The organism is Azohydromonas caseinilytica, from assembly GCF_012927045.1.
Taxonomy (GTDB): domain Bacteria; phylum Pseudomonadota; class Gammaproteobacteria; order Burkholderiales; family Burkholderiaceae_C; genus Azohydromonas; species Azohydromonas caseinilytica.
Genome location: NZ_JABBFW010000007.1, coordinates 225,214 through 237,284, shown reverse-complemented (window position 1 = coordinate 237,284; position 12,071 = coordinate 225,214). Strand labels below are relative to the sequence as shown.

Below are 12,071 nucleotides of genomic sequence, written 5' to 3'. Positions count from 1 at the left end.
GGAGGTGGTGGTCCTCGTCAGCGCGCCCACTCCAGCTCGGCGTAGGCGGTGGTGAGGTTGCGGCGGTGGAAGTCCTCCGCCAGCTGCCATTGTCCGGGCAAGCGGGTGGCTTCCAGAGTTTCGGTCAGGCTCAGGCCTTTGCCCAGCGCGGCTTCCACTTCGCGCCGCAGACCGGCGAGGTAGTCCACCGTGGGCTGCAGGTCTGCCGGCCAGGCGGCCATGACGCGGCCATGGCCGGGCACGGCGCGGCGGGCGCTCTCGCGGCCCAGCGCGTCGAGCACCTGCAGCCAGCCCTGCAGCTTGCCGTCCAGCACCGGCAGGTGGCCGTCGAAGGCCAGGTCGCCCAGCCACAGCGTGCCCGAGGTGGTGTCCAGCACCGTGAGGTCGGCGTCGGTGTGGGCCGTGGGCCAGGCGCGCAGCTCCAGGCTGCGCCCGCCCAGGTCCAGCTCCATGCGGTCGGCCACGGCCAGCGTCGGCGGCGCGATGCGCTCGGGAATTTCAGTGGCGCCCTCGCGCTGCAGCGCGCGCAGGTAGTAGGGCGTGCGCGCCGCCAGCGCCGCGGCCAGCTTGAGGTGGCCGACGACCTGGGGCGCCTTGCCGCCGTTGGCGGTGGCGAAAGCGCCGTTGCCCATCACGTGGTCCGGATGGACGTGGGTGTTGATGAGGTAGCACACCGGCAGCGGCGTGACCCGGCGCAGCGCCGCCAGCAGCTCGCGCCCATGCTGCGGGCTGCCGCCGCTGTCGATCACCGCCGCGCAGCGGCTGCCGACGATGAAGCCGGTGTTGGCCACGCGCGTGTGCGCGGCGTCCCAGACGGCATGGCGGCCGGGGAGGAGGTAGGCGCCGGGGGCGAGGGTTTCGACGGCCGGGACAGCCGCCGCGCCGCCAGCGCCCGGTGCCGCGGCCTCCGGCCCGGGTCGTGCTGCGCACGCCGCCAGCAGCGCGGCCGTGCAACCGGCCGCCAGGGCTGCGAGCAGGCGCGCGCGCATGGCTTCAGCGCCCTTCCGCCACCTTCTTCAGGTTCGCCAGCCCGGCCTGGTAAACCTCGGTGACGGCCTTGAGCGCCGTCTCGTCGTTCTTGTCGGCCGGGGGATCGTTGCCGGGGAAGGCGCGGTAGAAGGCGCCGCGCCACTCCACCACCGACTTGTTGTCGCCCTCGGGCGAGACCTGCAGCGTGGAGGTGTAGTTGCTCACCGGCAGCGCGCCGCCGTCCTTGGCGCGGTAGGTGTAGCGGCGCTGCTCCTCGCTGTAGCCCTCCAGCGTCTCGACGATCTCGCCGCCGTCCTTGAGCTTGATGGTGCGCACCGAGCCCACCGTGTTGCCCTGCGTGGCGGTGGTGGAGGCGGCGGCCGGATGCCACTGGTGCAGCCCGTCGAAGGCTTTCACCTTGTCCCACACCGCCGCGGCCGGGGCGTCGATGGTCACTTTCTCGACCACCTTCTGGCGGGTCGGGCCATGGGCCTGGGCGCCGGCGACGGCGACGGCCAGGCCCATGGCGAGCAGGGTTCTTCTCAACAACAGGGGCGAATGCATGCGACGGGTCTCCTTGAGTGGTCGCGTGGGGGTCAGGGCACGGTCGCCACGAAGGCGCCGAAACCGCGGGGATTGGAACCGGTGGGGATGCGCACGCGCAGCCGCCCGCTGTCGGCATCCAGCACCGAGAGGTCGTCGTCCATCCAGTTGACGACGAGAAGATCATCGCCCTGCACCGCCACGCCCTCCGGATGGCCGAAGCCGGTGAGGCGCTGCAGGGACTCGTAGCTCTGGGCGTCCAGCACGCTCACCGTGTCCTCGTGCTGGTTGGTGACGTAGAGGCGCCGCCCGTCGCCGGAGAGCGCCGCGCCGTAGGGCGCGCGGCCCAGCGGCACGCGCCGCACCTCGCGCAGCGTGCGCAGGTCCACCACGCTCATGTCGTCGCCCTGGACGTTGAGCGCCAGCAGCCGCTCGCGCGCCGCGTCCAGCAGCAGGGCGTAGGGATGGCTCCCGACGGCGATGCGCGCCTTCACGCGCCGCGCGCCCAGGTCCACCACCGCCACCACGTCGTCGTCGCGCTCGGCGACATAGGCGGTCCGGCCGTCGGCGGACACGGCCACGCCCGACGGAGTGCGGCCCAGCGGGATGTCGGCCACCCGCTCCAGGCTGCGCGCGTCGAAGCCCAGGAGGCGCTGGCCTTGCCAGTCCGCCACCCAGACCTGGCGGCCGTCCGGCGCCGCGGCGATGCCCAGCGGCTGCTCGCCCGCGGGCCGCGTGCCCAGCAGCCGCGAGCTGCCCAGCTCGATCACCGCCAGCTCGTGGCTGTCGGGGTTGGTGACGAAGACGCGGTCGCCCGCCACCGCCACGCCCGCGGGCGAGCGCCCCACCGCCACCGTCGCCACCACGCGGCGCTGGGCCAGGTCCACCACGCTCACGTCGTGGCTGCCCTGGTTGGTGATGAAGGCCAGCGCACCGCTGGCCTCGGCGGCGCCGGCGGCCAGGAGCAGCGCCGCGGCCACGGTGCGGCGGGCCAGGGCGGCGCGCCGCTCAGAACGCCACATCCGCCGTCCCCAGCACCGGCCAGCCGCGCTCCTGTGCCACGGCGCGCAGCCGGTCGTCGGGGCGCACCGCCACCGGGTCCGTCACCGCCTGCAGCAGCGGCAGATCGCCCGCGGCGTCGGAGTAGAACCAGCTGCGCTCGAAGTCCTTGAGCATCAGCCCTTCCGCGGCCAGCCAGCGCTGCACGTGCGTCACCTTGTGCTCGCGGTGGCAGGCGTGGCCCTCGATGTCGCCGGTGAGCCAGCCGCCCACGCGCCGCGGCTCGGTGGCCAGCAGGTGCGGCACGCCGAAGATCCGCGCGAAGGGCTCGGCCACCAGCCGCGTGGTGGTGGTGACGATGGCGCAGCGGTCGCCGGCGTCGCGGTGGCTGGCCACCAGCGCCAGCGTGGAGCGCGGCACGCGGCGCGCCATCTCGGCCTCGAACTCGCGGCTCCAGCGCGCGATCTGGGCCTCGGCCGTGTGGCCCACCGGCGTGACCACGGCGCGGTGCAGCACCTCGATGCCGCAGCGCCCGCTGACGTAGCTGCGGCAGGACTCCAGGTAGCGCCGCTCCACCGCGGCATCGACGGCGCCGCGCTCCACCAGGAACAGCAGCCACTCGCGCCCGCTGTCGAAGGGAATGAGCGTGTGATCGAGATCGAACAGCGCCAGGCGTTGGGATCGGGCCATGGGCTCAGTCGTACTTGAGGTGCTTGAAGCGCGGGTCATCGGGCGTGCCCTCCAGCGGCGAGCTCTCGTCCTTGCCCGGCTGCCACATCAGCACCTCCTCGAACTTGTGGGCCAGGGCGAAGTCCTTGTCGGTCACCCCCTTGGCGGCATGGTTCATGAGCTTCACGATCACGAAGGCATAGGACACCGTGAGGTCCGGGTGGTGCCAGGCGGCCTCCGCGAGCTGGCCGACGGTGTTGACCACCATCAGCGTGGACTTCCAGCCGCTGGTCCTGTACTTGCGCCTGATCCAGCCGTCCTCGTAGTACCAGTGCGGCAGCTCCTGCTTGAGCCGCGCCTCGATCTCCTCGGGGCTGTAGACCGTGTCGGCCGTGGACTTGCGCCATTGCGTCATGACATCCCTCCTGAGGGCCGCGGACCGCGCGGGGATCGCGCGGCAGCCGCCGCCGCAGGCTGCATCTTGCGCCGACGCACCGCCGCTGCCAGACCCCCCGGCATGAAGCCCGTACCGGCTCAGCTCCAGTCGTCCATGTCGTGCTTGATGGTGTGGCGGTTGGCGATGAGCTCCTCCACGCTGGGCTCGTTGGCGAGCGCGCGGCGGATGGCCAGCTTGGTGGCCTCGTAGTTGGTGCGGTACATGTCCTTCTTGTCGAGCTGCGCGTGCGTGGCGCAGCGCGGGTCGATCCACACCAGGGAGATGATGCACAGCTCGTTGGCCTGCTCCTTGGGAATGATGCCCTCGATGAGGCAGTCCACCACCGCGTCGGCCGTGGCCGACTGCACCACGCCGCCGAAGAGGTCGATGTTGGCCATGTCCTTGAGCGTGACCTTGGGGACCAGCATGGTCGCCGGGCGCACCAGCTGGTTGCAGGCGCGGATGGCGAACATGGCGGTGTGGCCCTTGCTCTGGGCCATCATGTTGGCGAAGGCCTGGCCCACCGGGCCGTCGGTGCGGCCGATCAGGATCTCGGGCATCGCGTCGGTGTACTGGCCTTCGGCGGCCAGCACCGTGGCTTCGCCGGCGTGGAAGATGAGGTCCTTGGTCATGGTGATGTTCCTGTCTGTGTGAAACCGCGGACGCTGGAACGTGCCGCGAAGGTTGCTGTCTCTTCCCGTTCGCCCTGAGCTTGTCGAAGGGCTCAGCCCGAACGGGACACTTTCATTGCGGCAGCAGGATCTCCCCCCGCCCGCCGGTCGCCAGGTCCCCCGCCAGCCGCTGCATGCGCCGCGCCGGCAGCCCGGCGAAGGCGCCGCCATGGCGCACCAGCGAGCGCGACAGCAGCTGCCAGATCACGCCGGTGTCGTGGCGCGTGGGAACGAAGGTGGGCGAGTGCAGCGGCGCCGGCCCCGCGCACAGCAGCGTGCCGCGGCGCATCTGGAAGCCGGCGTGCGCGCCCGCCGCGCCGCCGATGGCCACCGTGCCGGCCACCAGCCGCGAGGCGGCGAAGTCGCCCACGCTGCCGTGCACCAGCACCAGGCCGCGGCGCATGCGGTCCGCCAGCCGCGCCCCGGCATTGCCGTGCACGACCAGCGTGCCGCCGCGCACGCCCTCCATGTTCCCGGGCAGCGGCGCGGCGGCGAAGTCGCCGACGTTGCCGCGCACCGTCAGCAGCCCGCCCTGCATCTCGCAGCCCGCCAGCAGCCCGGCGCTGCCGGCCACGCTGATCTCGCCGGCCGCCATGCCCGCGCCGACCAGATCGCCCGCGTTGCCGCGCACTTCGATGCGCCCGCCGGCCAGCTGCCAGCCGATGCGGTCGCAACGGGACAGGTCGCCCTCGAAAACGAGCGTGTCGTCCGCGCCCTCGGTGCGGGACACCTGGAAGAACTCGGCCAGCGGCAGCGCCTGCCGGCCTTGCCACAGCGACAGTGTCTCGACGGCCGCCGGCGCCAGGCCGGCCAGCGCCTGCGGCACGAGGTTGCGCAGGTCCAGGCGCAGCGGCGGCGGCTGCATCAGGCTCAACACCCAGCTCATACTTTCACCTCCAGCAGCGGGTGCAGGTGGAAGAGGAAGGGGCCCAGCTTGCCGCCGTAGTTGCCGGCGGAGATGCGCAGCAGGCCGCTGTCGGCTCCGCGCTCCAGCGCCGCGTGCAGGCCCGCGCGCATGGCGGCGGCCACGTCGGCCTCGCTCAATCCGTCGATGACGATCTCCATCACGCAGTCCTGGCCCGGCTGCAGCTCGCTGCGCGGCGACACGCCGGCCAGCGAGGGGCAGAAGGCGTCGTTGGTGGAAGCGGACAGTGCCGGGTACTTGCTGCCCACCTTGGAGCCCGAGCGCACCACGCCGCCGGGGAAGGGCATGATGACGTTGGGCACCCGCCGCATCGCCGCCACCGCGGCCTCGGCCGCGCCCAGCGCGGCGGGCACGTCGCGCGCGATCAGCAGCAGGTTGCCGCCGCCCACGCCCTTGACGACGAAGGTCGTTTCCTGCGCGACGAACTCGCCGTCCATCACCGGCACGCGCCAGTAGCGCCGGCCGTCGATGACCTTGCTCACCTGCCAGCCGTCGCCGAAGAAGCGCAGGTTCTTGCCCAGCGCGATGGCCTCGCCCTGGTCCAGCCCGGCATAGACCGCCGTGGTGGGGCAGGTCAGCACGCACTGGCCCACGCGCCGCTCCACCTGCTTGGCCAGCTCCTTGCCGGACATGGAGAAGATCAGCACCGACACGCCCGGGCGCCCGTCGGGCGTCTCCTCGGCCGAGAGCTCGCGCTCGATGGCCGCCTCGCAGCCGCAGGCGATCACGGAGGTGGCGAAGCCGGTGGCGGCCACGGCGGCATGGTGCGCCCACTCGGCGTTGTGCGCCGTGATCAGCAGCCGCGTGCCCTTCATCGGAAAGGCCTCGGCGAAGCCGTCATCGACGAGCACGCCGTTGAGGTTCACAGCGCCCGTCATGCCTCGAACTCCTCCGTGCCGAAGCACGCCGCCGGCAGCAGCCGTCCGCCGTTGCAGCAGGCACACAGCTCGTCGCGCCCGATGGCGACATGGTCGGGGTGGATGCTGCCGTGCTTGTTCGCCCAGCTGCGCAGCAGCTTGGTGATGGAGCGGTCGTACTCCGGCGTCACGAAGTGCGTGCCGCCGGTGGGCACGGCCAGGATGCGCCCGGCCTGCGCCACCAGCCGGCCGTCCTTGAACACCAGCTCCGGCGTGGTGAACATGGCCTGCGCGTCGTCCTGGCGCCGGTACACGGCGATGTCCGCCGCCGCGCCCGCGCCCAGCCGGCCGCGGTCGCGCAGCCCCAGCAGCCGCGCCGGGCCGGCGCGCGTGACGATGGCGATCTCGTTGAGCGTGTACTCGCGGTCCATCGACTTCAGCGCCGAGTTGGCCGCCACCTCCGGGTGCAGCTTGGAGAGCTGCTCGTCGCGGAAGGATTTGTCCATCAGCAGCCGGATCAGATGCGGGTAGCTGGTGAACGGCCCGCCGTTGGGATGGTCGGTGGTCAGCACCACGCGCCACGGGTCTTTGATCAGCAGAAACAGCTCCAGGCCGATGCTCCACTGCAGCGCGTTGACGTAGCTCTGCTCGCGGTACTTGAAGGGCACCACCCCGCAGCCGCCCACGCACTCGATGTCGGCGCCGGTCCACTTGCGCGGATGTGCCAGCGCCGCGGTGGCGAGCTGGCTCATGGTGTCGCCCGAGGCCGTGACGGTCTGGCCGAAGATCACCTGGCCCACGTCGATGGAGACGTTCGGGTGGGCGTTGACCGCCTCCGCCAGCTCCCGCGCCGCCGAGGAGAATTTGAACGGCCCTTCCTTGCCGTAGCTGTGGAACTGCACGTGCGTGAGGTGGCCGGGCAGTCCTTCCAGCGCGTCGATGGTCGCCAGCGTGGAGGCGATGTTGCCGGCCGCGCCCAGGTTGCTGGCATGGATGTGCAGCGGGTGCGCCAGGCCCAGCTCGTGCACCGCGCGCGACAGGGTGGCCAGCACCTGGCGCGGCGTGATGTCCCAGTGCGTGTGCTTGCCGTCCACGTCCAGGCGGCGCTGGTTGAACTTGAAGGCCGAGATGCCGCCCGGGTTCACCACCTTCACGCCCATGGCCTTGGTGGCGTCGATGGCCCAGCCCACGTAGTCGCGGATGCGCTCGAAGGGCTGGCCCTCCGCGAGCATCTGCAGGAACAGCTCCTCGTTGCCCAGCATCACGTAGGCGCCGTGGTCGAGGATGGGCACGTCGCCCATTTCCATGTGGGCGTGGCGCGCGTTGCTCGCCACCATGGCCGGCTCGAAGGCGGCCGTGTAGCCCATCTCGACGTAGCGGTAGCCGGTGGAGAGCGTGCCCGGCGCGCAGGTGCCGCAGGCGTCGAGCTCCAGCGGGTTGGTCGGGCGCGGCACCGGGTCACGGCCACGGCGGTGGTCCTCGGGCAGCAGCATGCGCGCCAGATTGACCTTGCCGCCGCCGATATGCGTGTGCATGTCGATGCCGCCGGCCATCACCACGCAGCCGGAAACATCGAACACCTCGGCAGGCGGCGTGGCCGGGTCGGGCGCCACGATGTGGCCGTCGCGCACGTGCACGTCTTGCACCGCGTCCAGGCCGGAGGCCGGATCGACGACGTGGCCGCCCCTGAGCAGGAATGTGGTCATGCTTTTTCGAACTCCGCGCTGATCGCCGCCACGACCTGGGCCACGCCGGGCAGCGGGTCCGGGCGCAGCGCGCGCAGCGGCATCAGCACCGTGCCGTCGGTGCGGAACAGGTGGCCGGCCTGCCCGATGCCGGGCGTGGCCACCGGGATGAACACGCTGTCCACGCCGGCCGGGGGCGGCGGCGTGCCGGGATGCCCCAGCAGCACCAGCGGCAAACCCGTCGGCGGCGGGGGCTCGGCATGGAAGGCGTTGACCCAGAACAGCGCGTCCACGTCCTGCTGCGCCACCAGCCGCCGCGCGTCGTGGCGCAGCGGATCGTGCTCCAGGCCCAGGGGCGAGCAGTGCGTGCGCGTGGACAGCCCGGACAGCCAGGCGAAGACCTGCTGCACCGTGCCGGCGCCCTCGTTGCCGCCCAGCGCCAGCGAGGCGGCGCGGGCCACGTGGTTGATGGCGTTGACGATCTGGTGGATCACTTCCGCCGCCAGCGCGCCGTGCTCGCCCAGCCGGCCGGGCTCCCACACCAGCACCGTGTACTGGGCCGCGACCAGCGCCTCGGCCAGGTCCACGAGGTCCTGGCCCGCGCCCGGCACGACGCGGTCAGCGCACAGCGCCTGCAGCGTCGAGAGGGTGGTGAACAGGTCACCGTTCTGCAGCGGCAGCTGGTCCACCGTCACGCCGGGCAGGCCCTGCAGCGCGGCCTCGGGTTCCAGGCCCAGGTAGACGATGCGGCGATTCGGCACGAGCGAGGTGTCGCCCACGCTGCAGCGGCGGAAGAACTCGGGGAAGTTCTCGGTGGGCCGCGTCAGACAGACGATGAGGTCGGCACGGTTGCGCACCTCGGCCAGCGTGGTGGTGTAGCCGCCGCGGTCCTGCAGCGCGCGCGCGGCGGTGAACAGCGCCGGGCCGTTCATGTGGTCGCTGACACCGCCGCTGCGCTCCACCAGCCGGTACAGCGCACGGGCACCGGCCACGTCGGTGCCCAGGCCGCCGAACAGCGGCAGCCGGCTGCGGCGCAGCAGCTGCGCAGCGGCGGCCACGGCCGCTTCCGGCGTGGCGGGGGTGCCGTTGACCAGGGGCGGTGCGGCGTTGCCCGGCTGGGCCGCGAACTGCGCCAGCCCCCGCTGCGCGCGCGGGCAGTCGCTGCCCTGCAACTGCAGCCGGCCGTCGGGCCCGGCGGCCACGCCGAAGCCGTCGCACAGCAGCGTGCAGAAGGGGCAGGTCCAGGGGCCGGCGGCCGGGTCGGCAACCACGTCAGGGGCGTCATCCATGGCGGCGGATTCCGCAAGGCCCATGCCACGAGCTGCGATGGGGAACCTCGGGGCTGTCGCGGGCGGAGGCTGCGCCGGGGGAGATTCACAGTGCCACGGGGGTGGGACAGTGTGTGGCGGGCGCCTTCGCGGGAATGACGAAGTGGATGGCGGCACCTTTCAGTGTCCGGGCTACCGTGAAAGCGCACGCCCCCCATGGCACGGAACGTGTTTCACCCCCGCCATGGAGCACCGGCCACCCTCTTTCAGCCGGCCCGCCCGACCCGCCGGGCGGCCAGGGGTGTCAGCGCGCGCGCAGTTTCAGGTCGTGCAGCGCGCTGGCCACCAGCCAGCCGCGGGCGCCGGCGGCCTGGGCGGCCTCCAGGTCGGCCTTGCTGCGGATGCCGCCCGCACCGATGAGCCCGGCCTGCGGCGAGCGCGCCTGCACCGCGGCCAGCGTGTCCAGGTCCGGCCCGGCGTCGGCGCCGACGCGGTCCAGCGTCATCACGATCAGCTCGCGCGGCCAGCGCGCGGGCTGCGTCCAGGCGCCGGCCGGGTCCATCGGCGTCTCCTGGCGGCGGTCCAGGGACAGCAGCGCCTCCGGCAAGGGCGTGCCCGCAGCGGCGCCCTCCGGGAAGCACTCGTCGAAAGCCTCGGCCGAACTGAAAGACTCGGTGCCGAACACCGGCCGCACCCGCACCGCGTGCTCGCCCAGGCCGGCCAGCGTGGCCCGGGCCGAGGCCAGATCGTTGAACCCACCGTCCAGCCACACCCTCAGGCCGGGCCGGGCAGCGAGCAGGCGCGCCAGCAGGGGCGTCTGCGCATCACGGCCCGTCAGGGCGTCGAGGTCGGCGACGTAGAGGGTGTCCGACGCCGCGCGCTCGCACAGCGCGCTCGCCACGGCCAGCGGCTCGCTGCCGCGGCACAGGGGCGATTCGATGGGTCGGTAGAGGTGGCGCTGGCCGCGCACGGCGCGCACCACCTGGCCGCCCAGCAGGTCGATGACAGGAACAAGAAGGAATGAAGTCATGCAAGCCCAACGCGTGTTCGTCTACGAGTATCTCAGCGGGGGTGGCCTGGTCGGCGGCGAGGACGGCGATGACGAGGAGCTGCTGGAACAGGGCGTCGCCATGCGCGACGCGCTGGTGGCCGACCTCGCCGGCGTGCCGGGGCTGCAGGTGAGCGCCGCCGCCACCGTGCCGCATTGCCCGGCGCCGCCGGGGGTGCAGTGGGTCAGTCCGCGCCCCGACGAATCGCCGCACGACTTCGTGCTGCGCCAGGCCGCGGCGCATGACCTGTGCTGGATCGTCGCGCCCGAAACCGGCGGCCTGCTCGGTTGCCTGCGCAAGCTGGTCGGGCCGCTGCGCTGGATCGGCTGCGACAGCGCCGCCATCCGCGTGGCCAGCAGCAAGCTCGCCACCCTGGAGCACCTGGCGCGCCACGGGCTGCCCACGCCGCTGGACGGCGCCAGCGCGGACGCCGCCGCGCGCTGGGTGGTGAAACCCGACGACGGCGCCGGCGCGCTGCACACCCGCGTGCACGAGGACCTGGCGCAGGCCAAGGCCGACCTGCGCCAGCGCCAGCGCATGAACGCCAGCGCCACGCTGGAGCCCTGGGTGGACGGCGAGCCGCTGAGCCTGTCGCTGCTGTGCGGCAGCGCCCGCACCGAGCTGCTGAGCATCAACCGCCAGCGGGTGGCGGTGGGCGCGGATGGAGCGCTGCACTTCGGCGGCGTGGAGCAGGGGGTGATCCCCTTGGACGACGCGCGCGCGCCGGTGCTGCAGCGCCTGGCGCGCGACGTGGTGCTGGCGCTGCCGGGCCTGCGCGGCTGCATCGGCATCGACCTGGTGTGGCACGCGACGCGCGGGCCGGTGCTGATCGAGGTGAACCCGCGCCTAACCACCGCCTTCGTCGGCCTGTCGCAGCGGCTGGGCCGGCGGCTGGGGCTGGAGGTGCTGAGCCAGTTCGCGCGCGCGGAGGTGCGGCATGCAGCCTGAACGCCACGTCGTCGGCTGGGACATCGGCGGCGCGCATGTCAAGGCCGCCTGGGTACGCAACGGCCGGCTGCAGGACGCGGTGCAGTGGGCCTGCCCGCTGTGGGAAAGCCTGGACCGGCTCGATGCCGTGCTGGCGCAGGCGCGCGCGCGCTGGCCGCAGATGCGCCGGGCGCAGCACGTGGTGACGATGACGGGCGAGATGGCCGACCTGTTCGCCAGCCGCGCCGAGGGCGTGCGCCGCATCGCCGACCACATGGCGCGGCAGCCGGGCATCGGGCTGCGCTTCTACGCGGGCGAGCAGGGCTTCGTCGCGCCCGAGGACGTGGCGGCGCAATGGGAAGCCATCGCCTCGGCCAACTGGCTGGCCACGGCACAGCTGGCGGCGCGGCGCGTGGGCGACGGCGTGCTGGTGGACATCGGCAGCACCACCTGCGACCTGATCCCGCTGCGCCAGGAACAGGCTGCCGCGCGGGGGCGCACCGACGCGCAGCGATTGATGAGCGGCGAGCTGGTCTACCAGGGCGTGGTGCGCACCCCGCTGTGCGCGCTGGCGCAGCGCATCGACTTCGAGGGCCGGCCGCACAACGTGATGAACGAGTTCTTCGCCACCACGGCGGACGTGTACCGGCTGCTGGGCGAGCTGGACCCGGCGCACGACCAGCATCCCGCTGCCGACCATGGCGCCAAGGACGCCGAGGGCACCCGCCGCCGCCTGGCGCGCATGGTCGGGCGCGACGCCGAGGAGGCCGGCGCCGAGGCCTGGCTGGACTTCGCCCGCGCCTGGCGCGCCGAGCAGCTCAACCTCATCGGCCACAACCTCGACCGCGTGCTGGCCGCTGCCGGCGTGCCGGCGCGGGCACCGTTGGTGGCGGCGGGCTGCGGCTCCTTCCTGGTGGAGAAGCTGGCGGCGGCGCGCGGCCGGCCCTGCGTGCATTTCGCTTCGCAGGCGGTGCCGCTGGACCCCGGTGCCGGGCCGGGAGCGCTGCGCCAGGCGCAGCTGTGCGCGCCCGCGGTGGCCGTGGCGCTGCTGCTGGAGCGGGAGCGGCACTGAC

Annotated in this window: 13 protein-coding genes; 2 read left to right on the top strand and 11 right to left on the bottom strand. The window is 73.0% G+C overall.

Going from position 1 to position 12,071, the window contains the following annotated elements:
- Positions 1 to 17 precede the first annotated feature (17 nt).
- The 11 genes from HHL10_RS12780 to HHL10_RS12730 form a co-directional block, all read right to left on the bottom strand.
- Positions 18 to 989 carry a quinoprotein relay system zinc metallohydrolase 2 gene (locus tag HHL10_RS12780; RefSeq protein ID WP_169160748.1) on the bottom strand — a complete coding sequence of 324 codons (972 nt, stop codon included), beginning with the start codon at positions 987 to 989 and terminating at the stop codon, positions 18 to 20.
- Between the two features lie 4 nt (positions 990 to 993).
- Positions 994 to 1,533 carry an SRPBCC family protein gene (locus tag HHL10_RS12775; protein ID WP_169160747.1) on the bottom strand — a complete coding sequence of 180 codons (540 nt, stop codon included), beginning with the start codon at positions 1,531 to 1,533 and terminating at the stop codon, positions 994 to 996.
- A 32-nt stretch (positions 1,534 to 1,565) separates the two neighbouring features.
- The gene (locus tag HHL10_RS12770; protein WP_169160746.1) at positions 1,566 to 2,534 is read right to left on the bottom strand and encodes a YncE family protein; all 969 of its coding nucleotides are present in this window, start codon (positions 2,532 to 2,534) and stop codon (positions 1,566 to 1,568) included.
- Positions 2,521 to 3,201, bottom strand: a complete 681-nt coding sequence (locus HHL10_RS12765) for an HAD family hydrolase (RefSeq protein WP_169160745.1) — start codon at positions 3,199 to 3,201, stop codon at positions 2,521 to 2,523. Before HHL10_RS12765 ends, HHL10_RS12770 begins: the two co-directional genes overlap by 14 nt.
- Positions 3,202 to 3,205: 4 nt before the next feature.
- On the bottom strand, positions 3,206 to 3,595 hold the full coding sequence (locus tag HHL10_RS12760) for a 4a-hydroxytetrahydrobiopterin dehydratase (RefSeq protein ID WP_169160744.1): 390 nt from the start codon (positions 3,593 to 3,595) through the stop codon (positions 3,206 to 3,208).
- Positions 3,596 to 3,714: 119 nt separating this feature from the next.
- The gene (fae, locus tag HHL10_RS12755; RefSeq protein ID WP_169160743.1) at positions 3,715 to 4,248 is read right to left on the bottom strand and encodes a formaldehyde-activating enzyme; all 534 of its coding nucleotides are present in this window, start codon (positions 4,246 to 4,248) and stop codon (positions 3,715 to 3,717) included.
- Between the two features lie 112 nt (positions 4,249 to 4,360).
- Positions 4,361 to 5,173 (bottom strand): formylmethanofuran dehydrogenase subunit C, encoded by an 813-nt coding sequence (locus HHL10_RS12750; RefSeq protein ID WP_169160742.1) that lies wholly within the window; start codon positions 5,171 to 5,173, stop codon positions 4,361 to 4,363.
- Positions 5,170 to 6,090 (bottom strand): formylmethanofuran--tetrahydromethanopterin N-formyltransferase, encoded by a 921-nt coding sequence (gene fhcD, locus HHL10_RS12745; RefSeq protein ID WP_169160741.1) that lies wholly within the window; start codon positions 6,088 to 6,090, stop codon positions 5,170 to 5,172. The genes HHL10_RS12750 and fhcD overlap by 4 nt, the downstream gene beginning before the upstream one ends.
- Positions 6,087 to 7,775, bottom strand: a complete 1,689-nt coding sequence (locus tag HHL10_RS12740; protein WP_169160740.1) for a formylmethanofuran dehydrogenase subunit A — start codon at positions 7,773 to 7,775, stop codon at positions 6,087 to 6,089. Before HHL10_RS12740 ends, fhcD begins: the two co-directional genes overlap by 4 nt.
- Entirely contained in the window at positions 7,772 to 9,043 is a 1,272-nt protein-coding gene (locus tag HHL10_RS12735) for a molybdopterin-binding domain-containing protein (protein WP_169160739.1), read from the bottom strand. Before HHL10_RS12735 ends, HHL10_RS12740 begins: the two co-directional genes overlap by 4 nt.
- A gap of 283 nt (positions 9,044 to 9,326) precedes the next feature.
- A complete protein-coding gene (locus HHL10_RS12730) occupies positions 9,327 to 10,052 on the bottom strand; it encodes a HisA/HisF-related TIM barrel protein (RefSeq protein WP_169160738.1) in 726 nt (241 codons plus the stop codon).
- Here HHL10_RS12730 and HHL10_RS12725 point away from each other — a divergent pair.
- Together HHL10_RS12725 and HHL10_RS12720 are read left to right on the top strand one after the other, a co-directional pair.
- Positions 10,051 to 11,019 (top strand): ATP-grasp domain-containing protein, encoded by a 969-nt coding sequence (locus HHL10_RS12725; RefSeq protein ID WP_169160737.1) that lies wholly within the window; start codon positions 10,051 to 10,053, stop codon positions 11,017 to 11,019. The genes HHL10_RS12730 and HHL10_RS12725 overlap by 2 nt on opposite strands.
- Positions 11,009 to 12,070 (top strand): hydantoinase/oxoprolinase family protein, encoded by a 1,062-nt coding sequence (locus tag HHL10_RS12720; RefSeq protein ID WP_169160736.1) that lies wholly within the window; start codon positions 11,009 to 11,011, stop codon positions 12,068 to 12,070. Before HHL10_RS12725 ends, HHL10_RS12720 begins: the two co-directional genes overlap by 11 nt.
- Position 12,071 lies beyond the last annotated feature (1 nt).